19 protein-coding genes are annotated in these 24,907 nt (G+C 62.9%); 12 read left to right on the forward strand and 7 right to left on the reverse strand.

Annotated elements, in window-relative coordinates; all coding sequences use genetic code 11:
- Positions 1-152 precede the first annotated feature (152 nt).
- Positions 153-2,129, reverse strand: coding sequence for a bifunctional tRNA (5-methylaminomethyl-2-thiouridine)(34)-methyltransferase MnmD/FAD-dependent 5-carboxymethylaminomethyl-2-thiouridine(34) oxidoreductase MnmC (gene mnmC, locus L1O02_RS09105; protein ID WP_108546084.1), 1,977 nt, complete (start codon positions 2,127-2,129; stop codon positions 153-155).
- 147 nt (positions 2,130-2,276) lie between these two features.
- On the opposite strand from mnmC, the gene pap reads away from it, so the two are divergent.
- From pap to L1O02_RS09120, 3 genes are all read left to right on the forward strand, one after another.
- Positions 2,277-3,800 (forward strand): polyphosphate:AMP phosphotransferase, encoded by a 1,524-nt coding sequence (gene pap / locus L1O02_RS09110; RefSeq protein WP_108546083.1) that lies wholly within the window; start codon positions 2,277-2,279, stop codon positions 3,798-3,800.
- 102 nt (positions 3,801-3,902) lie between these two features.
- Positions 3,903-5,087, forward strand: coding sequence for a thiolase family protein (locus L1O02_RS09115; protein ID WP_060840465.1), 1,185 nt, complete (start codon positions 3,903-3,905; stop codon positions 5,085-5,087).
- Between the two features lie 147 nt (positions 5,088-5,234).
- A complete protein-coding gene (locus L1O02_RS09120) occupies positions 5,235-6,194 on the forward strand; it encodes a DMT family transporter (protein ID WP_060840464.1) in 960 nt (319 codons plus the stop codon).
- 72 nt (positions 6,195-6,266) lie between these two features.
- On the opposite strand, the gene L1O02_RS09125 is transcribed toward L1O02_RS09120, so the two are convergent.
- Positions 6,267-7,661: a class II fumarate hydratase gene (locus tag L1O02_RS09125; protein WP_108546082.1), complete on the reverse strand. Its 1,395-nt coding sequence runs from the start codon at positions 7,659-7,661 to the stop codon at positions 6,267-6,269.
- Positions 7,662-7,853: 192 nt separating this feature from the next.
- On the opposite strand from L1O02_RS09125, the gene L1O02_RS09130 reads away from it, so the two are divergent.
- The 7 genes from L1O02_RS09130 (at position 7,854) to L1O02_RS09160 (ending at position 15,732) form a co-directional block, all read left to right on the forward strand.
- The gene (locus L1O02_RS09130) at positions 7,854-8,369 is read left to right on the forward strand and encodes a DUF2059 domain-containing protein (RefSeq protein WP_042940787.1); all 516 of its coding nucleotides are present in this window, start codon (positions 7,854-7,856) and stop codon (positions 8,367-8,369) included.
- Between the two features lie 12 nt (positions 8,370-8,381).
- Complete coding sequence (locus L1O02_RS09135; RefSeq protein WP_060840462.1) at positions 8,382-8,675, forward strand: BolA family protein; 294 nt, start codon at positions 8,382-8,384, stop codon at positions 8,673-8,675.
- 166 nt (positions 8,676-8,841) lie between these two features.
- Positions 8,842-9,783, forward strand: a complete 942-nt coding sequence (locus L1O02_RS09140) for a rhodanese-related sulfurtransferase (protein WP_060844311.1) — start codon at positions 8,842-8,844, stop codon at positions 9,781-9,783.
- 36 nt (positions 9,784-9,819) lie between these two features.
- Positions 9,820-10,422: a DsbA family protein gene (locus L1O02_RS09145; RefSeq protein WP_173655954.1), complete on the forward strand. Its 603-nt coding sequence runs from the start codon at positions 9,820-9,822 to the stop codon at positions 10,420-10,422.
- A gap of 16 nt (positions 10,423-10,438) precedes the next feature.
- Positions 10,439-12,235, forward strand: a complete 1,797-nt coding sequence (locus tag L1O02_RS09150) for an ABC transporter ATP-binding protein (RefSeq protein WP_181321639.1) — start codon at positions 10,439-10,441, stop codon at positions 12,233-12,235.
- A gap of 207 nt (positions 12,236-12,442) precedes the next feature.
- Entirely contained in the window at positions 12,443-14,902 is a 2,460-nt protein-coding gene (locus tag L1O02_RS09155; protein WP_060840458.1) for an EAL domain-containing protein, read from the forward strand.
- 44 nt (positions 14,903-14,946) lie between these two features.
- Complete coding sequence (locus L1O02_RS09160) at positions 14,947-15,732, forward strand: iron-containing redox enzyme family protein (protein WP_060840457.1); 786 nt, start codon at positions 14,947-14,949, stop codon at positions 15,730-15,732.
- A gap of 92 nt (positions 15,733-15,824) precedes the next feature.
- Here L1O02_RS09160 and L1O02_RS09165 read toward each other — a convergent pair whose 3' ends face one another.
- The 5 genes from L1O02_RS09165 to L1O02_RS09185 all read right to left on the reverse strand — a co-directional run bounded on the left by L1O02_RS09165 (position 15,825) and on the right by L1O02_RS09185 (position 20,684).
- Positions 15,825-16,751, reverse strand: coding sequence for a GGDEF domain-containing protein (locus L1O02_RS09165; protein WP_060840456.1), 927 nt, complete (start codon positions 16,749-16,751; stop codon positions 15,825-15,827).
- A 368-nt stretch (positions 16,752-17,119) separates the two neighbouring features.
- The gene (locus L1O02_RS09170; protein WP_235759787.1) at positions 17,120-17,860 is read right to left on the reverse strand and encodes a YciK family oxidoreductase; all 741 of its coding nucleotides are present in this window, start codon (positions 17,858-17,860) and stop codon (positions 17,120-17,122) included.
- 56 nt (positions 17,861-17,916) lie between these two features.
- Positions 17,917-18,588 carry an N-acetylmuramic acid 6-phosphate phosphatase MupP gene (gene mupP, locus L1O02_RS09175; protein WP_060840454.1) on the reverse strand — a complete coding sequence of 224 codons (672 nt, stop codon included), beginning with the start codon at positions 18,586-18,588 and terminating at the stop codon, positions 17,917-17,919.
- A 3-nt stretch (positions 18,589-18,591) separates the two neighbouring features.
- Positions 18,592-19,290 (reverse strand): bifunctional 2-polyprenyl-6-hydroxyphenol methylase/3-demethylubiquinol 3-O-methyltransferase UbiG, encoded by a 699-nt coding sequence (gene ubiG, locus L1O02_RS09180; RefSeq protein ID WP_016964097.1) that lies wholly within the window; start codon positions 19,288-19,290, stop codon positions 18,592-18,594.
- A gap of 62 nt (positions 19,291-19,352) precedes the next feature.
- On the reverse strand, positions 19,353-20,684 hold the full coding sequence (locus tag L1O02_RS09185; RefSeq protein ID WP_060840453.1) for a TRZ/ATZ family hydrolase: 1,332 nt from the start codon (positions 20,682-20,684) through the stop codon (positions 19,353-19,355).
- A 108-nt stretch (positions 20,685-20,792) separates the two neighbouring features.
- Here L1O02_RS09185 and mtnA point away from each other — a divergent pair, with 108 nt between their 5' ends.
- Both mtnA and gyrA read left to right on the forward strand, forming a co-directional pair.
- The gene (mtnA, locus tag L1O02_RS09190; protein WP_108546080.1) at positions 20,793-21,869 is read left to right on the forward strand and encodes an S-methyl-5-thioribose-1-phosphate isomerase; all 1,077 of its coding nucleotides are present in this window, start codon (positions 20,793-20,795) and stop codon (positions 21,867-21,869) included.
- A gap of 354 nt (positions 21,870-22,223) precedes the next feature.
- Positions 22,224-24,893: a DNA gyrase subunit A gene (gene gyrA / locus L1O02_RS09195; protein ID WP_060840451.1), complete on the forward strand. Its 2,670-nt coding sequence runs from the start codon at positions 22,224-22,226 to the stop codon at positions 24,891-24,893.
- The last annotated feature ends 14 nt before the right edge of the window (positions 24,894-24,907 follow it).

A 24,907-nucleotide genomic window follows, 5' to 3' on the forward strand; every position in this document is an offset into this window, starting at 1 on the left:
ACGGCGGCTACCTGGAAACTGACCTGTGCATAACTCGGGAGTTTTAGACCGATCGGTTATAAGCCGGCCGGTGGTGCTGAGGCGTGAAGAGCGGTTTTGCGTTCGGCCAAGGGCCGGCGGCGCTCTTCAACACCCGGGGTTGGCGCTCTGTCTCAGGCCTTGCCGCGAATCAGGCGGCGCAGGGCAAAGCGATTGGGATGGCAGGCTTCGGCCACGCTCCTGGGCAGTGGCAGCGGCTCGTTTTCCAGCCAGGCGGCCAGCAGTTCGCCGGACAGTGGCGCAGTGATCAGGCCGCGAGAACCGTGGCCGCTGTTGATGTACAGGCCATCGAGCCAGGGGCAGGGCAGGTCCGGCACCTGGCGCGCGTCCTTGCCCAGGGCGGCGTAGGTGTCGGCGAACGCTGCCGGGTCCGCCAGGGGGCCGACGATGGGCAGGTAGTCCGGGCTGGTGCAACGGAAGGCCGCACGACCTTGCAGGCGGTCCAGGGGCAGTTGCTCGGCGTTCAGGCGTTGCAGCAGATCACTGGAGATTTCCCGCAGCATGTCCAGGTTGCCGGCATGCTCGGCGCTGGTCGGGGTCAGGTCCTGGCTCTTGAAGTCGAAGCTGGCGCCCAGGGTGTGCTCCCCAAGGCGCGGCGGAGCGACGTAACCCTCGGCGCAGACCACGGTGGCCAGGCTCTGGCTTTGCGCAGTCTGCGGCAGGCGGGTGATCTGCCCGCGAATGCGCTTGAGGGGCAATTCGGCACTGGCCGGGAAGCGCCTGATTTCGGCGGCACCGGCAAGGATCACCACCGCCGCACTGGCCAGCATCCGTTCGCCGTCCCAGGCTTGCCATTGCTGATCGACCCGGCGTAACTCCAGCACCTCCCGGTGCGCCAGGACCTGGATCTGCGGATGATCGGCCTGCCACTGGCACAGCGCTGGCGGATGCACCCAGCCGCCTTCGGGGTAGAACAGGCCGCCGTGTTCCAGGCCTATGCCGGCCAGGGCCTGGGCCTCTGGCTGGCCCAGCCGCCGCAGCAGGTCGGCGGGGAAGGCCGCGGCCAACTGCGCCTGGCGCTCGGCTTCCTTGGGGTTGAAGGCCAGTTGCAGTACCCCGCAGCCGTCCCAGTCCAGGCCACGTTGCAGGTGTTCCAGCTGGCGCCGGGTGTAGCCGAAACCGCTGAGGATCATTTGCGATAGCGCAGTGCCGTGGGCGGAGAGCTTGAGGTAGAGCACCCCTTGCGGATTGCCCGAGGCTTCCTGGGCCAGTTGTTCGTGGCGTTCGAGCAATTGCACCTGCCAGCCGCGGGCGGCAAGGCTGGCCGCACTGGAGCAGCCGGCCAGGCCGCCGCCGATCACCAGGGCGGTTTTGGCCTGGGCCGGTGGGCGGGCGAACCACGGCTTGGCCTGTGCCGGCGATGGACTGTCCTCGGGCCAGCCCAGGAATTCGCCGCGCAGCACTTCCCACTTGCGACCGATGCCTGGGGTGCGCTTCATCTTGAAACCCGCCGCGTTCAACAGGCGGCGTACCCAGCCGGTGCTGGTAAAGGTGCTGAGGGTGGAACCCGGTGCCGCCAGGCGCGCCAGTTCGGCGAACAGTTCCGGGGTCCACATGTCGGGGTTCTTCGCCGGGGCGAAGCCGTCGAGAAACCAGGCGTCGATCTGTGCGTCCAGTTGCGGCAATTGTTCCAGGGCGTCGCCGATCAGCAGGGTCAGGGTGACCCGGCCGTCGTCCAGCACGATGCGCTGGAAACCGCCGTGCACGGCGACGTAGTGCTTGAGCAACTGCTGGCTCAGTTCCGTCAGTTCCGGCCACAGGGCCAGGGCCCGTTGCAGATCGGCCGGACTCAGGGGGTACTTTTCCACGCTGACGAAATGCAGCCGTGCAGTGGCCGGCGCCTGCTGCCGGAACAACTGCCAGGCGCAGAGAAAGTTCAGCCCGGTGCCGAAGCCGGTTTCACCGATGACGAATCGCGCATCGGCATTCAAGGCGGCAAAGCGTTCCCGCAGGCGGTTCTGTTCAATGAACACATGGCGGGTTTCCTCCAGGCCCGAGTCGCTGGAGAAGTACACGTCATCAAAGACCCGCGAGCGCGGGCGTCCTTGGTCGTCCCAGTCGAGCTGGGCGTGGGGCAGTTCAGGTGTCATGTTCGGCTCGTCTGGCGCAAGGCGGCCATTCTAGCCGATCGCCGGCGCCGTGCCTGATCCACGGCAAGGCTGAGCGGGGTCGGGGATTTGTTTTCCTTGGCCGAGGCCGATCCGCTAGTCTTGGACAATTCTTGGAAGGAGCCACCCATGTTCGAATCCGCTGAAATCGGTCACGCCATCGACAAAGAAACCTACGATGCCGAAGTGCCGGCCTTGCGCGAGGCCTTGCTCGAGGCGCAGTTCGAGCTGCGCCAGAAGGCCAGGTTTCCGGTGATTGTGTTGATCAATGGCGTCGAGGGCGCGGGCAAGGGCGAGACGGTCAAGCTGCTCAACGAATGGATGGACCCGCGGCTGATCGAAGTGCGCACCTTCGACCAGCAGACCGATGAAGAACTGTCGCGACCACCGGCCTGGCGCTACTGGCGGATGCTTCCGGCCAAGGGCCGCATGGGGGTGTTCTTCGGCAACTGGTACAGCCAGATGCTCCAGGGCCGGGTGCATGGCGAGATCAAGGACCCGCGCCTGGACCAGGCGATCAATGGCGCCGAACGCCTGGAAAAGATGCTCTGCGATGAAGGCGCGCTGATCTTCAAGTTCTGGTTTCACCTGTCCAAGAAACAGATGAAGGACCGCCTCAAGTCCTTGCAGGATGATCCGCTGCACAGCTGGCGCATCAGCCCGCTGGACTGGCAGCAGTCAGAAACCTACGACAAGTTCGTCAAGTACGGCGAACGGGTCCTGCGGCGTACCAGTCGCGACTATGCGCCCTGGCATGTGATCGAGGGTGTCGATCCGCATTACCGCAGCCTTACCGTGGGCCGGATCCTTCTGGAGGGCCTGCAGAATGCCTTGAACCGCCAGCCGCTGAGACCGGCCCAGGTCAACGCCGCGCCGTTGCCGACAGCGGTGGATGAGCTGAGTCTGCTGGATAGCCTGGACATGACCCAGCACCTGGACAAGGACGACTACGAGGAGCAGTTGATTACCGAGCAGGCGCGCCTGGCCGGTCTGCTGCGGGACAAGCGCATGCGCAAGCACGCCCTGGTGGCGGTCTTCGAGGGCAATGACGCGGCGGGCAAGGGCGGCGCCATTCGTCGGGTCGCCGCGGCCCTGGACCCGCGCCAATACAGCATCGTGCCGATTGCCGCGCCCACTGAAGACGAACGCGCGCAGCCCTATCTCTGGCGTTTCTGGCGGCATATTCCGGCGCGCGGCAAGTTCACCATCTTCGATCGTTCCTGGTACGGCCGGGTCCTGGTGGAGCGGGTCGAGGGCTTCTGCCAGCCCGCGGACTGGCTGCGGGCCTACAGCGAGATCAACGACTTCGAGGAGCAGTTGGCCGATGCCCGGGTGATCGTGGTGAAGTTCTGGCTGGCCATCGACAAGGACACGCAACTGGAGCGTTTCCAGGCGCGGGAGGCGATTCCCTTCAAGCGCTTCAAGATCACCGAGGACGATTGGCGCAACCGCGATAAATGGGGCGATTACCGTCTTGCCGTCGGCGACATGGTCGACCGTACCAGTACCGAAGTGGCGCCCTGGACCCTGGTGGAAGCCAACGACAAGCGCTGGGCCCGGGTCAAGGTTCTGCGCACCATCAACCGTGCCCTGGAAGCCGCCTTCGAGCGCTCCGACAAGCACGACAAGAAAGACCGGAAGGACAAGAAGTAGGCCGATGGTCGCGCATACGCCCAGTGAATGATTGTCGCGGCGGCGAGGGAGGGGCATCTATGCTCGAGGCTCTTCCTGCTGCCAACAACAATGAGGTGCGTCATGCGTGAAGTGGTGATCGTCGATAGCGTACGGACTGGCCTGGCCAAGTCCTTTCGCGGCAAGTTCAACCAGACCCGTCCGGATGACATGGCCGCGCACTGCGTCAATGCGCTGCTCGCCCGCAATGGCATCGATCCGGCCAGCGTCGAGGACTGCATCGTCGGCGCCGGTTCCAATGAAGGGGCCCAGGGCTTCAACATCGGCCGCAACGTCGCGGTGCTCTCGGCCCTGGGTACCGGCACGGCGGGCATGACCCTCAACCGTTTCTGCTCCTCGGGCCTGCAGGCGATCGCCATCGCCGCCAACCAGATCGCCTCCGGCTGCAGCGACATCATCGTTGCCGGTGGTGTCGAATCCATCAGCCTGACCATGAAGAGCGTCAACACCGACAACCTGATCAACCCGCTGCTCAAGGAGCAGGTGCCGGGCATCTACTTCCCCATGGGCCAGACCGCCGAGGTGGTGGCCCGGCGCTACAACGTCAGCCGTGAAGCCCAGGACCGGTATTCCCTGCAAAGCCAGCAGCGTACCGCCCAGGCCCAGGCCGACGGCCTGTTTCGCGACGAGATCGTGCCGATGACGGTCAAGTACCACGTCGAGGACAAGCACACCGGGCAAGTACAGATGCTCGACGGTGTAGTGGATCGTGACGACTGCAACCGCCCGGATACCACCCTGGAAAACCTTGCGGCCCTCAAGCCGGTGTTTGCCGAGGACGGTTCGGTGACCGCGGGCAACTCTTCGCAGCTGTCCGATGGCGCCTCCATGACCCTGGTGATGAGCCTGGAACGGGCCCTGGCCCTGGGGCTCAAGCCCAAGGCGTTCTTCCGTGGCTTTACCGTCGCCGGCTGCGAGCCGGACGAGATGGGCATCGGCCCGGTGTTCTCGGTGCCCAAGCTGCTCAAGGCCAAGGGCCTGAAGGTGGATGACATCGATCTGTGGGAACTCAACGAGGCATTTGCCTCGCAGTGCCTGTATGCCCGCGACCGCCTGGAGATCGACAACGCCAAGTACAACGTCAATGGCGGCTCGATCTCCATCGGCCACCCGTTCGGCATGACCGGCTCGCGCCAGGTCGGGCATCTGGTGCGTGAATTGCAGCGGCGCAACCTGCGTTACGGCATTGTCACCATGTGCGTGGGCGGTGGCATGGGCGCCACGGGGCTGTTCGAAGCCGTGCGCTAGTTTTCGCGGAGTCGGCAAGCCGGCTCCTGCGGGGCCGGTTTGCGACCTGCACAATTCTGTTTGCGCTGGGTCGCCAACTGTCACTGTGTCGAGGGTTGGCGCGGGCCTAGAATGTGCACCTCACTGGCACGGCTTTTTGGGGTTCGCATGCACGTCTCGTCCGGTCGTTGGGTCTACGGTCTGTTCCTGGCCCTGTTGACCGCGCTGTTGTGGGGCATCCTGCCCATCAAGCTCAAGCAAGTGCTGCTGGTGATGGACCCGGTCACCGTGACCTGGTTTCGCCTGCTGGTGTCCGGCGGCTGCCTGTTCCTCTATCTGGCGGCGGTCAGGCGCCTGCCACGCTGGCGCTTGCTCGGCCCGAAAGGGATATGGCTGGTACCGATCTCGGTCTTGGGCCTGGTGGGCAACTACGTGCTGTACCTGATGGGCCTGAACCTGCTGAGCCCGGGCACCGCGCAACTGGTGGTGCAGATGGGACCGATCCTGTTGCTGATCGCCAGTGTGTTTGTGTTTAAGGAGCGGTTCAGCCTGGGGCAGGGACTGGGGTTGCTGGTGCTGCTGATTGGCTTCGGGCTGTTCTTCAATCAACGGCTGACCGAGCTGCTGACCTCGCTCAGTGACTACACCGCCGGCGTTCTGACCATTCTCGCCGCTTCCGCGGTCTGGACCTTCTATGCCCTGGGCCAGAAGCAGCTGCTGAGCGTGTGGAATTCCTTGCAGGTGATGATGGTGATCTACCTGTTCTGCGCCTTGTTGCTGACGCCCTGGGTACACCCGCTGGAAGCCCTGGAGCTGAGCCCCCTGCAAGGCTGGCTGTTGCTCGCCTGTTGCCTGAATACCCTGATCGCCTACGGTGCCTTTGCCGAGGCCCTGGCGCATTGGGAGGCGTCGCGGGTCAGCGCGACCCTGGCGATCACGCCCCTGGTGACCTTTGCCGCGGTGGCGTGGGCGGCCTGGGTCTGGCCGGAGCATGTGCAGGCCGAACAGATCAACGGCCTGGGTTATGGCGGGGCGTTGCTGGTGGTGCTGGGGTCGGCGCTGACGGCCCTGGGGCCGTCATTGATGGCGGGGTTGCGCGCCCGGCGGCAGCGGATCGCGGCGGGGTGAGCTGCGCTGGCGAGTCAGTTCCTGCAGCAACCCGTCTGTAGGGACTGGCTGGCCAGCGAACAAGACGCCGCGCTAACCCTGTTTTCCGGCCTCCAGCATGTTTTCCGGGCGGACCCAGGCATCGAACTGCTCATCGGTCAGGTAGCCCAGCTCCAGCGCCGCTTCGCGCAGGGTCAGGTTTTCGGCGTAGGCCTTCTTGGCGATCTCGGCGGCCTTGTCGTAGCCGATGTGGGTGTTCAGCGCGGTCACCAGCATCAGGCCGCGTTCCAGGTGCGCGGCCATCTGCTGGGGATCCGGTTCCAGCCCGGCGATGCAGTGCTGCTGGAAGTTGCTGCAGCCGTCGGCCAGCAAGCGGATCGATTGCAACAGGTTGTGGATGATCACCGGCTTGAACACGTTCAACTGCAGATGGCCCTGGCTGGCGGCAAAGCCGATCGCCACGTCGTTGCCCATCACCTGGCAGGCGAGCATCGACAGGGCTTCGCACTGGGTCGGGTTGACCTTGCCGGGCATGATCGAGCTGCCCGGTTCGTTGGCCGGCAGCTTGACTTCGGCCAGCCCCGCCCGCGGGCCAGAGCCCAGCAGGCGCAGGTCGTTGGCGATTTTCATCAGGCACACCGCGAGGGTTTTCAGTGCGCCGGACAGGGTGGTCAGCGGCTCGTGGCCGGCCAGGGCGGCGAACTTGTTGGGGGCGGTGACGAACGGCAGGCCGGACAGCGCGGCCAGTTCGGCGGCAATGGCTTCACCGAAGCCGTGGGGCGAATTCAGCCCGGTGCCCACCGCGGTGCCGCCCTGGGCCAGTTCGCAGACCGCCGGCAAGGCGCTGCGGATGGCCCGTTCGGCGTAGCCCAGTTGAGCGATGAAGGCGGAGATTTCCTGACCGAAGGTAATGGGCGTGGCGTCCATCATGTGGGTGCGTCCGGTCTTCACCAGCTTCATGTGCCGGGCCGACAGTTCGGCCAGGCCGCCGGACAGCTCGGTGATCGCCGGCAGCAGTTGGAACTGCACGGCCTGGGCCGCCGCGATGTGCATGGCGGTGGGGAAGCAGTCGTTGGAGCTTTGCGAGCGGTTGACATGATCGTTGGGGTGCACAGGAGACTTGCCGCCCCGGGGATTGCCCGCCAGTTCGTTGGCCCGCCCGGCCAGGACCTCGTTGACGTTCATGTTGCTCTGGGTGCCGCTGCCGGTCTGCCACACCACCAGGGGGAACTGATCGTCATGCTCGCCGGCCAGCACTTCGTCGGCTGCCTGTTCGATCAGCCGGGCGATGTCGGCGGGGATATCGCCATTGCGATCATTGACCCGGGCGGCGGCTTTCTTGATCAGGGCCAGGGCATGCAGCACGGCCAGGGGCATGCGCTCGTTGCCGATGGCGAAGTTGATCAGCGAGCGCTGGGTCTGTGCGCCCCAATAGGCTTGTTCCGGGACTTCAACCTGGCCCAGGCTGTCGGTTTCGATTCGATTCATCGTGACATTCCTCCAAGTCTGACTGGCCAGTTTAGGCCCTGATCTGCGGCCCGGGTTCCGTGCGCGGAGGTTTTGTGTCGGTTATCCGGGCAAAACCGGGGTCGCTGGGGCGTGGGGTTGAGGGACGCGGATTAATAGGCGCAGAATGGGCGCCCTTGGGGTTTTACCTCGCCTGCTAGAAAAGGAAACTCGATGACCCGTTTTCGTGCCATCTGTACCGCGGTTGTTCTGGTGTGTGCCAGCGGCCAGGTTCTTGCCGATACCGCCAGCCACAACGCCAGTGCCGAGGCCTTCCTGACCCTGGCCCATGCGGACAAGCTCGGTACGCCGGTGTACATGCAAGTCCAGCAAATGTTCGCCCAGCGTTTTGAACAGACCAAAGCCCCGGAATCCAAGCGCGCTCTGCTGGAAACCTACCAGGCCAAGGCCAACGCCGCGCTGGATCAGGCCATTGGCTGGAACAAGCTGAAACCGGACATGGTCAAGCTCTACACCAGCAACTTCAGCGAGTCCGAGCTCAAGGACCTGGTCGCGTTCTACCAGTCGCCACTGGGCAAGAAAGTCCTGGAAAAAATGCCCCAGCTGACCCAGCAATCGGCGCAGATGACCCAGGCCAAGCTGGAAAGCGCGGTGCCGGTGGTGAACAAGCTGCTGGCCGACATGACCGCCGAGCTCGAGCCCAAGGCGGCCCCGGCGAAGAAGAAGTAAGCGGAGCCCGCAATGACCATGCAACAACGTATCGAAGCGGCGCTCGCGGCCTTGCAGCCCGAGCACCTGCAAGTGCTGGATGAAAGCCACATGCACAGCCGTGGCCTGGAAACCCACTTCAAGGCGGTACTGGTCAGCGAGCAGTTCGCCGGCCTCAACAGCGTCAAGCGTCACCAGAAGGTCTACGCCACCCTCGGTGAGCTGATGGGCCAGTTCCATGCGTTGGCGCTGCACACCTACACCCCCGAGGAGTGGTCGAAGATCGGTGTGGCTCCGGCCTCGCCGACTTGCGCCGGTGGTCGATAGGAGCGGGTGCGTCTCGCCGCAGTTCTGAGGTCACTCAGGTGCGGCTTGCCGCTTGGAGCTTGAGGCTGCCTTTCTGATAGAATCCGCAACGCGCCGCTTATGCCGGCGCGTTTTTTTTTGCATCCGGTTCACCCTTTACGAGGGTAGCCACCTGGAGAGATTTCCCATGACACAACCCATTGTCGTGGCGGCACTGTACAAGTTCGTCACCCTCGAAGATTACGTCAGCCTGCGCGAGCCCCTGTTGCAGGCCATGCTCGACAACGGCATCAAGGGCACCCTGCTGATCGCCGAAGAAGGCATCAACGGCACGGTTTCCGGCAGCCGCGAAGGCATTGACGGGCTGCTGGCCTGGCTGAAGAACGATCCGCGCATGGTCGATATCGATCACAAAGAGTCGTATTGCGACGAGCAGCCGTTCTATCGCACCAAGGTCAAGCTCAAGAAAGAGATCGTCACCCTTGGCGTGCCCGGCGTCGACCCCAACAAGAAAGTCGGGACCTATGTCGAGCCCCAGGACTGGAACGCCCTGATCAGCGATCCGGAAGTGCTGCTGATCGACACCCGTAACGACTACGAAGTGTCCATCGGCACCTTTGAAGGCGCCATCGACCCCAAGACCACCAGCTTCCGCGAGTTTCCGGACTACATCAAAGCCAACTTCGACCCAAGCAAGCACAAGAAGGTGGCGATGTTCTGCACCGGCGGCATCCGCTGCGAGAAGGCTTCGAGCTACATGCTCAGCGAGGGCTTCGACGAGGTGTTCCACCTCAAGGGCGGGATCCTCAAGTACCTCGAAGAGGTGCCACAAGAGGAGAGCAAGTGGCAGGGCGATTGCTTCGTGTTCGACAATCGGGTCACCGTTCGCCACGACTTGAGCGAAGGCGACTACGATCAATGTCATGCCTGCCGGACTCCGGTGAGCGTCGAGGATCGGGCGTCCGAGCACTATGTGCCCGGCATCAGCTGCCCGCATTGCTGGGACAAGCTGAGCGAGAAGACCCGCCGCAGTGCCATCGACCGGCAGAAGCAGATCGAATTGGCCAAGGCGCGCAACATGCCGCACCCGATCGGTTACAACTACAAGCAATCTTCCTCCGAGGCTTGAGCCATGTCTGCCCGCCTGCTCTATGTGATGGACCCGATGTGTTCGTGGTGCTGGGGTTTTGCGCCCGTGGCCCAGGCCCTGGCAGAGCAGGCCCAGGCTGCCGGTGTCGAGCTGCATCTGGTGGTGGGCGGCTTGCGCACCGGGAGCGGCTCGGCGCTGGAACCCAACACCCGGCGCTACATTCTTGAGCACTGGCAGGCGGTGCAGCAGGCTACAGGCCAGCCGTTCACCTTCGAAGGCGCCTTGCCCGATGGCTTTGTCTACGACACCGAGCCGGCTTGCCGGGCGATCGTCACCGCCCGGAGCCTGGCCCCGGACTGCGCCTGGAGGCTGCTGGGGCTGATCCAGCGGGCGTTCTATGTCGAAGGCCGTGATGTCACCCTGGCCAGTGTGCTGGTCGAGCTGGCGGAGCAGGCCGGGGTTCCGCGGATCGAGTTCGCCGAAGCCTTCGACCGGGCCGAGCAGCACGCGGCCACGGCGGCGGACTTCACCTGGGTCCAGGACCTGGGAATCGCCGGATTTCCGACCTTGCTGGCAGAGCGCAACGGCCAGTTGGCGCTGCTGACCAATGGCTATCAGCCGCTGAGCGAGTTGTCGCCGTTGCTTGGCCGCTGGCTGGAGCGCGCCGCCTGTGCCTGAGCCGGTCGAATCCAGCATCCCCGGCAAAACCGTCGATCGTCTGAGCTGGGGTGAGATCCGCCGTCTGGCCCTGCACCACCGGAAGTCGCTGTGGATCGCCAACGGCGTGGCCGTGCTGGCAACGCTGTGCAGTGTGCCGATTCCGCTGTTGCTGCCATTGCTGGTGGACGAGGTGCTGCTGGGGCATGGCGACGCTGCGCTGCAAGTGATGAACCGCCTGCTGCCGGGCGGTTGGCAGAGCGCGGCGGGCTACATCGGCCTGATGCTGCTGGCGACCCTGATCCTGCGTTGCTCCGCCCTGGTGTTCAACGTGGTCCAGGCGCGGCTGTTTGCCGGGCTGGCCAAGGACATCGTCTACCGGATCCGGGTGCGCCTGATCGAGCGGCTCAAGCGTATTTCCCTGGGGGAATACGAAAGCCTGGGGGGCGGCACGGTGACCATCCACCTGGTCACCGATCTGGACACCGTGGACAAGTTCGTCGGGGAAACCCTGAGCCGGTTCCTGGTGGCCATGCTGACCCTGGTGGGCACGGCGGGCATCCTGATGTGGATGCACTGGAAGCTGGCGCTGCTGATCCTGCTGTTCAACCCGCTGGTGATCTTTGCCACGGTGCAACTGGGCAAGCGGGTCAAGCACCTGAAAAAACTGGAAAACGACAGCACCTCGCGGTTCACCCAGGCGCTGACCGAGACGCTGGAGGCGATTCAGGAAATTCGAGCCGGCAACCGTCAGGGCTACTTTCTCGGTCGCCTGGGGCGGCGTGCCGAAGAGGTGCGCGATTATGCCGTGGCCTCGCAGTGGAAGAGCGATGCCTCGGGCCGGGCCAGCGGCCTGTTGTTTCAGTTCGGCATCGATATCTTCCGCGCCGCCGCGATGCTCACGGTGCTGTTCTCCGACCTGTCCATCGGCCAGATGCTGGCGGTGTTCAGCTACCTGTGGTTCATGATCGGCCCGGTGGAGCAGTTGCTGAACCTGCAATACGCCTACTACGCCGCCGGCGGGGCCCTGACCCGGATCAACGAGTTGCTGGCGCGGGCCGACGAGCCGCAGTACAGCGGTGGTACGGATCCGTTCCTGGGCTGCGAAACCGTGGGCATCGAGGTCCGCGGCCTGAGCTTCGGTTACGGCGATGAACGGGTGCTGGACAACCTGAACCTGTCCATTGCGCCTGGCGAAAAGGTGGCCATCGTCGGCGCCAGTGGCGGTGGCAAGAGCACCCTGGTGCAGCTGCTGCTGGGGTTGTACACGCCGCAGACCGGCGTGATCCGTTTTGGTGGTGCGACCCAGCAGGAAATCGGCCTGGAAACCGTGCGCGATAACGTCGCCGTGGTGCTGCAGCATCCTGCGCTGTTCAACGACACCATTCGCGCCAACCTGACCATGGGGCGCGAGCGCAGTGACAGCGCCTGCTGGCAGGCTCTGGAAATTGCCCAGTTGGACGCCACCGTCAGGGCCTTGCCGCAGGGACTGGACAGCGTGGTCGGACGCTCCGGGGTGCGTTTGTCCGGTGGCCAGCGCCAGCGCCTGGCCATTGCACGGATGGTCCTGGCCGAGCCCAAGGTGGTGATCCTGGACGAGGCCACCTCAGCCCTGGATGCCGCCACCGAATACAACCTGCATCAGGCCTTGACGCGCTTTCTGCGTGGGCGGACTACGCTGATCATTGCTCATCGCCTGTCGGCGGTAAAACAGGCAGACCGGGTTTTGGTGTTCGATGGCGGGCAGATTGCCGAAGATGGCGACCATCAGCAGCTTATTGCCGATGGCGGCCTTTATGCCAAGCTTTACGGGCATCTGCAGCAGGTTCGATAGTCTTGAGTTTTATCCGGCTTTCTGTGCTTAGTGCTTGAATTTCCTGGTGGAATAACCGTTTCAGCGTGAGGCAGCGGCCGTTTCCTCCTGCTGGTCAGATCCGCTTGCAGCTCGCCTTGCGTCGGATCTGAGGAAATTGGCCTAATCTGTGCTGGCTGGGGCGGGACTACTGGGTGTTCATTTGGCAGTGCGCGAGCAAGGACCCTCATGAAGCAAAAGCGGACTTTCGCAACGCCGCGGTTGTTGGGCATCGTCTGGCCCTTTATCGCCGTGGTGTTATTCCAAGCCTTGTTGGGCGGCCTTAGCCTCTATGTCCTGTCGGCAGTGCGTGGTTACGTGGCTGGCGAAAGCCTGTGGTCCAAAGGGCAGAAGGACGCCATCTACTACCTCAATCTGTACGCCGACAGCCGCGACGAAGGCACCTTTCTCAAATACCAGAACGCCATAGCCGTGCCTCAGGGCGGGCATGAGCTGCGGGTGGCCCTGGATCGCCAGCCGCCGGATCTTGAGGCGGCGCGGCTGGGGATCCTCAAGGGCGGCAATCACCCGGATGACGTCCCCAGCCTGATCTGGCTGTATCTCAACTTCCGCCATTTCAGCTATCTGGAAAAGGCCATCGATTTGTGGACGGTGGGTGACGGCTACCTGCTGCAGCTCGATACGGTGGCCCGAGAGATGCACCAGGGGATCGGCAGCAACAGCGCCAGCGAAGCCGACGTCAAGCGCTGGAAGGGTCAGATCTTTGCCATCAACGATGGGGTGACGCCGGCGGCCAAGGCCTTCAGCGACGCCCTGGGAGAGGGCTCGCGGGTGATCTTGCGCCTGTTGCTGGTGACCAACCTGGCCACGGCGTTGGTCCTGATTGCCCTGGCGTTGCTGCGCACCCACAAGCTGCTGGCCCAGCGCCATGCCTTTGCCGACGCCTTGCAACTGGAGAAGGAGCGCGCGCAGATTACCCTGCAATCGATTGGCGATGGGGTAATCACCACGGATGTCGAGGGCGCCATTGCCTATATGAACCCGGCCGCGGAAGAGTTGACCCGCTGGAAGGCCGAGCAGGCGGTGGGATTGCCCCTGGCCGCGCTGTTCAATCTGCTGGATGAGAACGCCCAGACCGATGGGTTCACCCTGATCGAGCACATTCTCAGCGGCCAGCTCAGCGGTGGCAGCGAACATTCCAAGCTGATCCAGCGCCTGGATGGCAGCACGGTCTCGGTGACCCTGGTGGGGGCGCCAATCCGTAATGCCGGCAAGGTCAGTGGCACGGTGCTGGTGCTGCATGACATGACCCAGGAGCGGCAGTACATCGCCAATCTGTCCTGGCAGGCGACCCACGATGCACTGACCGGGCTGGCCAACCGCCGCGAGTTCGAGTTCCGCCTGGAGCAGGCCCTGCACAACCTGATCCGCCAGCCGGCCCGGCACGCGTTGATGTTCCTGGATCTGGACCAGTTCAAGCTGGTCAACGACACCTGTGGTCATGCCGCCGGAGACGAGTTGCTGCGACATATTTGTGCGCTGCTGCAGTCGGGGCTGCGCGAAGGTGACACCCTGGCGCGGCTGGGGGGCGACGAGTTCGGGATTCTCCTGGAAAACTGCTCGCCGGAGGCGGCGGAAAAGATTGCCGAAGGGCTGCGTCAGACAGTGCAGAATCTGCACTTTGTCTGGAAGGGCCGGCCGTTCGTCACCACGGTGAGTATCGGTCTGGTGCACATCGCCCAGACCCCGACGACCCTTGAGGCGTCATTGCGGGCGGCGGATATGGCCTGCTACATGGCCAAGGAAAAAGGACGCAACCGGGTCCAGGTCTACCATGCCGACGATTCGGAGCTTTCCCTGCGATTCGGCGAAATGGCCTGGGTCCAGCGCCTGCACATGGCTCTCGAGGAGAACCGTTTCTGCCTCTATTCCCAGGAGATCACGGCCTTGGGTCATGCCGAGCGTGAGGGTGGGCATGTCGAGATTCTCCTGCGTCTGCACGACGAGGCGGGCAGGATGATCCTGCCGGACAGCTTTATCCCGGCGGCGGAGCGCTACGGCCTGATGACCTCTCTGGATCGCTGGGTGGTGCAGAACGTGTTCAAGGTCATTGCCCAGTGCATTGCCGAGGGGCGTGAAGGGCCCATGGCCATGTGCGCGATCAACTTGTCGGGGATCACCATTGGCGACGACGAGTTTCTCGACTTCCTGAGGGAGCAGTTCATCGTCTATGGCGTACCGCCGCAGATGATCTGTTTTGAAATTACTGAAACCAGTGCGATTGCCAATTTGGGCAGTGCGATCCGTTTTATAAATGAACTCAAGGGCTTGGGCTGTCATTTTTCCCTGGACGACTTTTGTGCGGGAATGTCGTCGTTCGCTTATCTCAAACATTTGCCTGTAGACTTCCTCAAGATCGATGGAAGTTTCGTAAAGGATATGCTGGACGACCCGATTAACCGCGCCATGGTCGAAGTGATCAATCACATCGGGCATGTCATGGGTAAGCGCACGATTGCCGAGTTTGTTGAAACACCGCAGATCGAGCAGGCCTTGCTTGAGATCGGCGTGGATTATGCTCAAGGCTACATTGTTGAACGCCCGCAATTGTTTACCTGTGACAGCCTGCAGTGTCGACCCGTGCGACCACGGCCCTTGTTGTTCAAGGCGCCCGGCACCTTCCGTTGAAACCTCTTTTGGGTCCGCACATCACAATCAAAAGGAGTCCGACAGTGATCGACACATTCAACCGAACCGGCCCGCTCATGGAAGCTGCCAGCTACCCCGCCTGGACCCAGCAATTGATCCAGGACTGCAGCGAGAGCAAGCGCCGTGTGGTGGAGCATGAGCTGTACCAGCGCATGCGCGACAACAAGCTCAGCGCCAAAGTCATGCGCCAGTACCTGATCGGCGGCTGGCCGGTGGTTGAGCAGTTTGCCCTGTACATGGCGCAGAACCTGACCAAGACCCGTTTTGCCCGCCACCCCGGCGAGGACATGGCGCGCCGCTGGCTGATGCGCAACATTCGTGTCGAACTCAATCATGCCGATTACTGGGTGCACTGGAGTCGGGCCCACGGTGTGACCCTGGAGGACTTGCAGGCCCAGCAAGTGCCACCGGAACTGCATGCCCTGAGTCATTGGTGCTGGCACACCAGCTCTGCGGATTCGCTGATCGTGGCTATTGCGGCCACCAACTACGCCATCGAAGGGGCGACGGGCGAATGGTCGGCCCTGGTTTGCTCCAGTGGTGTCTACGCTGCCGCGTTCCCGGAAGAGGAGCGCAAGCGCGCCATGAAGTGGCTGAAGATGCATGCCCAGTACGATGATGCTCATCCCTGGGAAGCGTTGGAGATCATTGTCACCCTGGCGGGCCTGAATCCGAGCAAGGCGCTGCAAGCCGAGCTGCGGCAGGCGATCTGCAAAAGCTATGACTACATGTTCCTGTTCCTGGAACGTTGCATGCAGCAGGAAAAGACCACGGTAACCCGCGAGCGTCTCGCGCTGGTCGAGGGGTAAGGCAGGAGGTGCGGGCAGGTCGCTGGTCGCCGGCGCGGGGCGCTTGTGACGATGGCGTTGCCCGCCACTGCTTGTGAGGTGTGGGCCGGCGTCTAGCCGGCCATCGCCAGGCGATTGCGGCCTTCGCGCTTGGCCACGTACAGCGCGCTGTCGGCGCGACGCAACAGGCTCTCGGCGGACTCTCCCGGCAGCAGGGTCGAGCAGCCCAGACTCACCGTCAGTTCGATTGAGTGGTCATCGGCTCGATACTCCTGCGCTTGCGCGGCATGTCGCAGCCGTTCTCCCACCATTGCTGCGGCCTCGCGCCCAGTGTTGGAAAGCAGGATCAGAAACTCCTCCCCGCCAAAGCGAAACACCATGTCCACATTGCGCAACTGCGCCTTGATCGAGGCCGCCACGGCTTTGAGCACTTCGTCGCCGGTACTGTGGCCGTAGCTGTCGTTGATCCGCTTGAAGTGATCGATATCCAGCATCAGCAATGACAGTGGTAGCTGGTGGCGGCGAGCCATCTCGATTTCCCGTTGCAGGGTCTGGTCCATGGCGATGCGGTTGCCGGTGTCGGTCAGCGGATCGCGCAGTGCACTGCGGGTGGCGGCGCGATACAGCAGGGCGTTGCGCATGGGGTACAGCAGGGTGGACAGCAACGACTCCAGGCTGCCCTGTTCGCTGTCGCTGAAACGCTGGTTGCGCCGGAACACCAGTTCGCCCATGGGCTCGCCTTCATGGCTCAGGCTGTAGCTGATGGAGTGGTGCCCGCGCTGGCCAAATTCCAGGCGCAGATCACTGGGGGCGTGCTCATAGCGCAGGGCATCAAGGGGGACCAGTCTTTGCGCTTCGCGAAAGAACAGGCCGAGGATGCGTTGTGGCTCAAGGCTGGTCTGCAGTTGCAGGCTCAGTTGCTGGCGCAATTGTCCGAGGCTGATGGGGTGCTTGACCGGCGGTGTCTGTTGGCCAAAACCCAGGCGTTGCAATTTCGCGCTATCGAAGTCAATTGCGTTGGTCTGGGAAGGTGTTTTCATCTGAGCTTGAGCCCCCTGAGCACTGTGTACGCTGTTACTGCCTGGGTGAGAGCGGCTCGGAGCTGCGCGTCATACTGTTCCTTCAGTCCCGTAGGACAATTGCGCGCATTTTATGCCGCTCGCCATTGGCTAGAAAGCCCTTGGCGCAAGCCGGTTACCACAGTGTTGATGCACTGTGCGTTGAGTGTTCTTAGAGCGAAACTCGTGCCATTCGGTTCATCTGAATAAAACTCGTTTTAATTCAAATGGTTGGTGATTGTTTCGGAAGGCATGTCGCCTCAAGCGACACTTGTTTGGCTTGAGAACCCCCGAGAACCGGGAGCGGTAGAGGCATCGCGCCAGTATTCTGGCGCGACGAACGGGAGGGGTTACTGCGCGTCGAAAGCCTGGCCGTTGATCCCGGCGCTGTCCGGGCCCATGAGGTACAGGTAGACCGGCATGATCTCTTCCGGTGTCGGGTTGTTGCTCGGGTTTTCCCCGGGGTAGGCCTGGGCCCGCATGCTGGTGCGGGTGGCGCCGGGGTTGATGCTGTTGGCGCGAACCGGGGCCACGGTATCCAGCTCATCGGCCAGGGTTTGCATCAGGCCCTCGGTGGCGAACTTGGACACGCCGTAAGCCCCCCAATAGGCCCGCCCCTTGCGTCCGACGCTGCTGGAGGTGAAGACCACCGAGGCATCCTGGGACAGCTTGAGCAAGGGCAGCAGGGTGCTGGTCAGCATGAACATCGCGTTGACGTTGACTTGCATCACCCGCATGAAGTTTTCCCCCGACAACTGCTCCATCGGTGTGCGAGGGCCAATGATCGAGGCGTTGTGCAGCAGGCCGTCGAGATGGCCGAACTCGGTCTCGATCATCGCCGCCAGCTCGTCGTATTGGTGTGGCAGGGCGGTTTCCAGGTTGAACGGGATCACCGCAGGCTGAGGGTGGCCCGCGGCTTCGATGGCGTCGTAGACCTCGGTCAGGTTGGCTTCGGTCTTGCCCAGCAACAGTACCGTGGCGCCGTGGGCAGCGAAGGTCTTGGCGGCGGCGGCGCCGATGCCGCGGCCGGCGCCGGTGACCAGGATGACCCGATCCTTGAGCAGTTCGGGGCGAGCGGAGTAATCAAACATAAAGGGCCTCAACAGAAAATGGAGCGTTCCCGGCGCTTAGCCGGGAATGCCGCTGCTCAGCAGCTGCACAATGCGTTATCCAGAACCTGGCGCAGTTCCAGCGGGTGATTGATCACCACATCGGCGCCCCAGTGCCGGGGGTTATCGTCCGGATGGATGTAGCCATAGGTCACTGCGGCAGTCTTGGTGCCGGCGTCGCGGCCGGACTCGATGTCTCGCAGGTCGTCGCCGACGAACAGGACGCTGGCCGGGTCCAGGTCGAGCATCTTGCACGCCAGGATCAGCGGCTCCGGATCGGGCTTGCTGTTCTTGACGTGGTCAGGGCAGATCAGCAGCGCCGAGCGCTCGGCCAGTCCCAGTTGCTGCATGATCGGTTCGGCGAAGCGCAGCGGCTTGTTGGTGACCACGCCCCAGATCAGATTGGCTTTTTCGATATCGGCCAGCAGCTCGGCCATGCCGTCGAAGAGCCGGCTGTGCACGGCGCAATGCGCGAGGTAGCGCTCGAGGAACTCCAGGCGCAGTTCTTCGAAGCCCGGGGATTCCGGATCCATGGAGAAGGTCACTGCCACCATGGCCTTGGCGCCGCCGGAGACTTCGTCGCGAATGTGCTGATCGTTGATCGGTGGCAAGCCGCGATCATGGCGCATGCCCTGGCAGACCGCGATGAAGTCCGGCGCAGTATCGAGCAGGGTGCCATCCATATCGAAAAGAACGGCTCTGATAGCCATGTCTCACTCCTCTCGCAGGGTCTGGATCATGTAGTTGACGTCAACGTCCGCCGCCAGCTTGTAGTGCTTGGTCAGCGGGTTGTAGGTCAGGCCAATGATGTCCTTGACGGTCAGGCCGGCGGAGCGGCTCCAGGCGCCAAGCTCCGAGGGGCGGATGAATTTCTTGAAATCGTGAGTGCCGCGGGGCAGCAGCTTCATGATGTATTCCGCACCGATGATGGCGAACAGGTAGGCCTTGGGGTTGCGGTTGATGGTCGAGAAGAACACCTGGCCGCCGGGCTTGACCATGCGGAAGCAGGCACGGATGACCGATGAAGGATCGGGAACGTGTTCGAGCATCTCCAGGCAGGTGACCACGTCGAATTGCTCGGGCATTTCCTCGGCCAGGGCTTCGGCGGTGATCTGCCGGTACTCGACGTTGACGCCGGATTCCAGCTGGTGCAGTTGTGCCACGGCAAGGGGGGCCTCGCCCATGTCGATGCCGGTTACGGTGGCGCCACGCTGGGCCATGGCTTCGCTGAGGATGCCGCCGCCACAGCCGACGTCGAGGACTTTCTTGCCCGCCAGGCCGACCCGCTCATCGATCCAGTTGACCCGCAGCGGGTTGATGTCGTGCAGGGGCTTGAATTCGCTTTCGCGGTCCCACCAGCGATGGGCCAGGGCTTCGAATTTGGCGATTTCAGCGTGGTCGACGTTGCTCATGGGTGGTGCTCCAAAGCTAATGAATGCTGTGTTGGGCCTCGAGCATCCGCTCAAGGCCCGGGTTATTGGGTGTGGCCGCCGATGCGCTGGCCCCAGCTGCGGGCGGTGGCGCCAAGCTGTTGTTCATCGAGGCGGGTCAGGCGCCGGTCCTCCAGCAGTTGCTTGCCGGCGACCCACAGGTGCCTGACGCAGTCCCGGCCGGTGGCGTAGATCAGTTGCGACACCGGGTCGTAAATCGGTTGCTGGGCCAGTCCGGACAGGTCGAAGGCCACCAGGTCTGCGGCCTTGCCGATTTCCAGGGAGCCGACTTCGCTTTCCAGGCCCATGGCCCTGGCGCCGTTGAGGGTGGCCATGCGCAGCGCGCGATGGGCGTCCAGGGCGGTTGCCGATCCGGCCACGGCCTTGGCCAGCAGGGCTGCGGTGCGAGTCTCCCCCAGCAGATCCAGATCGTTGTTGCTGGCCGCGCCATCGGTGCCCAGCGCAACATTGACACCGGCCTGCCACAGGCGCTCCACCGGGCAGAAGCCGCTGGCCAGTTTCAGGTTGGACTCCGGGCAATGAATGACGCTGGTGTTGGTTTCTACCAGTAAAGCCAGGTCGTCATCGCTGATTTGGGTCATGTGAACGGCCTGGAAGCGCGGTCCCAGCAGTCCGAGGCGAGCCAGGCGCGCCAGCGGCCGCTCACCGCGCTGCTCCAGGGATTGCTGCACCTCGAATGCGGTTTCATGCACGTGCATGTGGATCGAAGCGTCGAGCTCTTCAGCGATCACCCGAATCTTTTCCAGGTTTTCGTCGCCCACGGTGTAGGGGGCGTGGGGGCCGAAGGTGATCTTGATCCGTGGGTGATGCTTGAGGTCGCCAAACAGTTCCACTCCCTGACGAATGGCTTCGTCGGCGTCGTGGGCGCCGGGGATGGGGAAGTCCAGGATCGGCATGGCGATCTGTGCACGAATGCCGCTGTTGTGCACCCGTTCACTGGCAACCTTTGGGAAGAAGTACATGTCAGAGAAACAGGTGATACCGCCTTTGATCTGTTCGGCGATGGCCAGGTCGGTGCCGTCACGGACGAAGGCTTCATCCACCCACTTGGCTTCGGCGGGCCAGATGTGCTTCTCCAGCCAGGTCATCAGTGGCAGGTCGTCGGCCAGGCCACGGAACAGGGTCATGGCCGCGTGCCCATGGGCGTTGATCAGACCGGGGCTGAGCAGCATGCCGGGCAGCTCGCGGATTTCGCTGGCGCGGCACTTCAAGGCTTCGCTGCGTGGCCCGATGAAGTGGATGCGGCCGTCGCGGATGCCCAGCCCGTGGTCCTTGAGCACGACCCCGGCCGGCTCCACCGGTACCAACCAGGTCGGCAACAGCAGCAGGTCGAGCGCAATGTCACGGTTTGGCATCGAATATCGGTCCAGGGCTTCATATAAAGGATGGCGAAGTATACCCGAGCGTCCTGGCGGGGTGATCGCTATAATCGGCCGCTTTTGTTCATGAGTACGGGGTGAGGGATGCGCGATCGTCTGTTGGCTGCGGAGAAGGTCAAGGCCATTGAATGGCGAGATAGCACTCTGTACCTGCTCGATCAGCGGAAATTGCCCCGCGAGCAAGTCTGGGTTGCATGCGACAGTGTGGCCGGGGTGGTTGAGGCGATTCGCTCGATGGTGGTGCGCGGTGCGCCGGCCATTGGCATCTGCGCGGCCTATGGCGTGGTCCTGGCGGTGGGCGCGCGCCTTGCCGCGGGCGGTGACTGGCTGGCAGCCCTGGAAGAGGATTTCAACCTGCTGGCGGACTCGCGCCCAACCGGTGGTCATTTGCTCTGGACCCTGAATCGCATGCGCGAGCGCCTGGATCGGGTCAAGGATCAGGCCAGTCCACTGGCGGCCCTGGAAGCCGAGGCGCTGGCGATCCACGAAAGCGATCGGGAGGCCAATCTGACCATGGCCCAATTGGGCGTGGAGCTGATTCGCCGGCATCAGGGCAATCCCCAGGTCCTGTTGACTCACTGCAACACCGGCGCCTTGGGCTCCGGCGGTTTCGGCACTGCGCTGGGGGTGATCCGTGCGGCGTGGCTGGAAGGCATGGTCGAGCGGGTCTATGTCGATGAAACGCGGCCCTGGCTGCAAGGCTCGCGCTTGACCGCCTGGGAGCTGGCCCATGAGGGGATTGCGTGCACCGTCAATGCCGACTCCGCGGCCGCGCACATCATGAAGACCAAGGGGGTGACCTGGGTGGTGGTCGGCGCTGATCGGATCTGCGCCAATGGTGATGTGGCGAGCAAGATCGGCACTTATCAACTGGCGGTCAATGCCATGCACCATGGCGTGCGCTTCATGGTGGTGGCCTCCAGTTCGAGCATTGATATGACCCTGGTCAGTGGCGAGGATGTTCCTCTGGAAGAGCGCGAAGGCAGTGAGCTGCTGGATGTCGGCGGGCAATCGCTGGGTGCCTTGGTGGAAGTCTTCAATCCGGTATTCGATGTGACCCCGGCGGACCTGATCGATGCCATCGTCACCGAGAAGGGAGTTGTCGAGCGTCCGGACGCCGCCAAGATGGTGCAATTGATGTGTCGCAAGCGCTTGCATTGACCGTGGTCCGCGGAAATGGTCGGTGGCGACTTCCCGGGGCGGCTGTCCAGTCAGCAAAAACCGGTCAAATGCGTACGAATTTGTCCTCTGAGGCTCTCTCGTCTCTTATCAGGCTGTCACCGGTCAACTAACTATGCTCCATGCGCGTCTGGGGGATAGGTGCGTGGCGGCGATTGTGATAACATCCGGCGGTTTCCAAGGTGGTCCGATGCGGCCGCCTTCACTGCGCAAATCCATGGCATAACTTGTTGATTTGTCGTAAGTCGGTGCATGGCACTAGGCCTGCAGCGGCGAGCTTCGTTCGTCCCATATGGATGTGACGAAGTTTCACCAGAAAAAGGAATCAGGCTTCTCATGGGCGAACTGGCCAAAGAAATCCTCCCGGTCAATATCGAAGACGAGCTGAAACAGTCCTATCTCGACTACGCGATGAGCGTAATCGTCGGGCGGGCACTGCCTGATGCGCGCGATGGCTTGAAGCCCGTGCACCGGCGTGTGCTCTACGCGATGAGCGAGCTCGGTAACGACTGGAACAAGCCGTACAAGAAATCTGCCCGTGTTGTCGGTGACGTGATCGGTAAGTATCACCCGCATGGTGATACCGCGGTGTACGACACCATCGTTCGTATGGCCCAGCCATTCTCCCTGCGCTACCTGCTGGTAGACGGCCAGGGTAACTTCGGTTCGGTCGACGGCGACAACGCGGCGGCCATGCGATACACCGAAGTGCGCATGACCAAGCTGGCGCACGAGCTGTTGGCCGACCTGCACAAGGAAACCGTGGACTGGGTGCCGAACTACGACGGCACCGAGATGATCCCGGCGGTCATGCCGACCAAGATCCCCAACCTGCTGGTCAACGGTTCCAGCGGTATCGCCGTGGGCATGGCGACCAATATTCCGCCGCACAACCTCGGTGAAGTCATCGACGGTTGCCTGGCGCTGATCGACAACCCCGAGCTGAGCGTTGACGATCTGATGCAATACATCCCCGGTCCGGACTTTCCGACCGCGGCGATCATCAACGGTCGTGAAGGCATCATCGAGGCCTATCGTACTGGCCGTGGCCGCATCTACATGCGTGCCCGCTCGATCATCGAAGACATCGACAAGGTCGGTGGCCGCCAGCAGATCGTCATCACCGAGCTGCCTTACCAGCTGAACAAGGCTCGCTTGATCGAGAAGATCGCCGAGCTGGTGAAAGAGAAGAAACTCGAAGGTATCACCGAGCTGCGCGATGAGTCCGACAAGGACGGTATGCGCGTAGTGATCGAGTTGCGTCGCGGCGAAGTGCCTGAGGTGATCCTCAACAACCTCTACGCCCAGACCCAACTGCAGGCAGTGTTCGGCATCAACATAGTGGCGCTGATCGACGGTCGTCCGCGGATCCTCAACCTCAAGGACCTGCTGGAAGCCTTCGTTCGTCACCGTCGCGAAGTCGTGACCCGCCGCACCGTGTTCGAGCTGCGCAAGGCCCGTGAGCGTGGCCATATCCTTGAAGGCCAGGCCGTTGCCCTGTCCAACATCGACCCGGTCATTGCCCTGATCAAGGCCTCGCCAACACCGTCGGAAGCCAAGGAAGCGCTGATCAGCACGCCGTGGGAGTCCAGCGCGGTCATGACCATGGTCGAGCGCGCCGGCGCGGATTCCTGCCGTCCGGAAAACCTTGATCCGCAGTACGGTCTGCGCGATGGCAAGTACTTCCTGTCCCCGGAGCAGGCGCAAGCCATCCTGGAGCTGCGTCTGCACCGCCTGACCGGCCTCGAGCACGAGAAGCTGCTGGCCGAGTATCAGGAGATCCTCAACCAGATCGGCGAGCTGATCCGCATCCTCAACAGCGCTACGCGCTTGATGGAAGTGATCCGCGAAGAGCTGGAAGTGATCCGTGCCGAATACGGCGATGCCCGTCGCACCGAGATCCTTGATGCCCGTCTCGACCTGACCCTGGGCGACATGATTCCGGAAGAAGAGCGCGTGGTGACCATCTCCCACGGCGGCTATGCCAAGACCCAGCCGCTGGCTGCCTACCAGGCTCAGCGTCGCGGCGGTAAGGGCAAGTCGGCTACCGGCGTCAAGGATGAGGACTACATCGCTCACCTGCTGGTTGCCAACAGCCACACCACGCTGCTGCTGTTCTCCAGCAAGGGCAAGGTGTACTGGCTCAAGACTTACGAGATTCCCGAAGCATCCCGCGCCGCTCGCGGCCGTCCATTGGTGAACCTGCTGCCGCTGGACGATGGCGAATACATCACCACCATGCTGCCGGTCGAGGAATACACCGAAGGTCACTACATCTTCATGGCTACCGCCAACGGCACCGTGAAGAAGACCCCGCTGGAATCCTTCAGCCGTCAGCGCAGCGTCGGTCTGATCGCCCTGGAGCTGGACGAAGGCGATGTGCTGATCAGTGCCGCCATCACGGATGGCGAGCGCGAAGTGATGCTGTTCTCCGACGGTGGCAAGGTGACTCGCTTCAAGGAGTCCGACGTGCGTGCCATGGGCCGTACCGCCCGCGGTGTGCGCGGCATGCGTCTGGCCGAAGGCCAGAAACTGATCTCCATGCTGATCCCGGAAGAAGGCAGCCAGATTCTCACCGCTTCCGAGCGTGGTTTTGGCAAGCGCACGGCCATCAGCGAGTTCCCCGAGTACAAGCGTGGCGGACAGGGCGTTATCGCCATGGTCAGCAACGAGCGTAACGGTCGCCTGGTTGGTGCGGTGCAGGTGCTGGACGGTGAGGAAATCATGCTGATTTCCGATCAGGGCACCCTGGTTCGTACTCGGGTCGACGAAGTGTCGAGCCTGGGCCGTAACACTCAGGGCGTGACCCTGATCAAGCTGGCCAACGATGAAACCCTGGTGGGCCTGGAGCGTGTGCAGGAGCCATCGGAGATCGAGGGCGAAGAGTACGAAGGTGAAGAGGGCGCTGAAATCGAGGGCACCGTGCTGGATGCGGCAGCCGAGCCGGATGATGCAACCGATAGCCAACAGGCAGACGCCGCAGGCGAAGAAGAGTCGCAAGACTAAATAAATCGTAGCAG

The sequence above is a fragment of the Pseudomonas sp. BC42 genome (genome assembly GCF_021560055.1).
GTDB lineage: Bacteria > Pseudomonadota > Gammaproteobacteria > Pseudomonadales > Pseudomonadaceae > Aquipseudomonas.

What these genes read in the sequence shown, in the direction of transcription:
- mnmC (WP_108546084.1), bottom strand. Translation starts at nt 2,129, where the DNA reads ATGACACCTGAACTGCCCCACGCCCAGCTCGACTGGGACGACCAAGGA.
- pap (WP_108546083.1), top strand. Translation starts at nt 2,277, where the DNA reads ATGTTCGAATCCGCTGAAATCGGTCACGCCATCGACAAAGAAACCTAC.
- L1O02_RS09115 (WP_060840465.1), top strand. Translation starts at nt 3,903, where the DNA reads ATGCGTGAAGTGGTGATCGTCGATAGCGTACGGACTGGCCTGGCCAAG.
- L1O02_RS09120 (WP_060840464.1), top strand. Translation starts at nt 5,235, where the DNA reads ATGCACGTCTCGTCCGGTCGTTGGGTCTACGGTCTGTTCCTGGCCCTG.
- L1O02_RS09125 (WP_108546082.1), bottom strand. Translation starts at nt 7,661, where the DNA reads ATGAATCGAATCGAAACCGACAGCCTGGGCCAGGTTGAAGTCCCGGAA.
- L1O02_RS09130 (WP_042940787.1), top strand. Translation starts at nt 7,854, where the DNA reads ATGACCCGTTTTCGTGCCATCTGTACCGCGGTTGTTCTGGTGTGTGCC.
- L1O02_RS09135 (WP_060840462.1), top strand. Translation starts at nt 8,382, where the DNA reads ATGACCATGCAACAACGTATCGAAGCGGCGCTCGCGGCCTTGCAGCCC.
- L1O02_RS09140 (WP_060844311.1), top strand. Translation starts at nt 8,842, where the DNA reads ATGACACAACCCATTGTCGTGGCGGCACTGTACAAGTTCGTCACCCTC.
- L1O02_RS09145 (WP_173655954.1), top strand. Translation starts at nt 9,820, where the DNA reads ATGTGTTCGTGGTGCTGGGGTTTTGCGCCCGTGGCCCAGGCCCTGGCA.
- L1O02_RS09155 (WP_060840458.1), top strand. Translation starts at nt 12,443, where the DNA reads ATGAAGCAAAAGCGGACTTTCGCAACGCCGCGGTTGTTGGGCATCGTC.
- L1O02_RS09165 (WP_060840456.1), bottom strand. Translation starts at nt 16,751, where the DNA reads ATGAAAACACCTTCCCAGACCAACGCAATTGACTTCGATAGCGCGAAA.
- L1O02_RS09170 (WP_235759787.1), bottom strand. Translation starts at nt 17,860, where the DNA reads ATGTTTGATTACTCCGCTCGCCCCGAACTGCTCAAGGATCGGGTCATC.
- mupP (WP_060840454.1), bottom strand. Translation starts at nt 18,588, where the DNA reads ATGGCTATCAGAGCCGTTCTTTTCGATATGGATGGCACCCTGCTCGAT.
- ubiG (WP_016964097.1), bottom strand. Translation starts at nt 19,290, where the DNA reads ATGAGCAACGTCGACCACGCTGAAATCGCCAAATTCGAAGCCCTGGCC.
- L1O02_RS09185 (WP_060840453.1), bottom strand. Translation starts at nt 20,684, where the DNA reads ATGCCAAACCGTGACATTGCGCTCGACCTGCTGCTGTTGCCGACCTGG.
- mtnA (WP_108546080.1), top strand. Translation starts at nt 20,793, where the DNA reads ATGCGCGATCGTCTGTTGGCTGCGGAGAAGGTCAAGGCCATTGAATGG.
- gyrA (WP_060840451.1), top strand. Translation starts at nt 22,224, where the DNA reads ATGGGCGAACTGGCCAAAGAAATCCTCCCGGTCAATATCGAAGACGAG.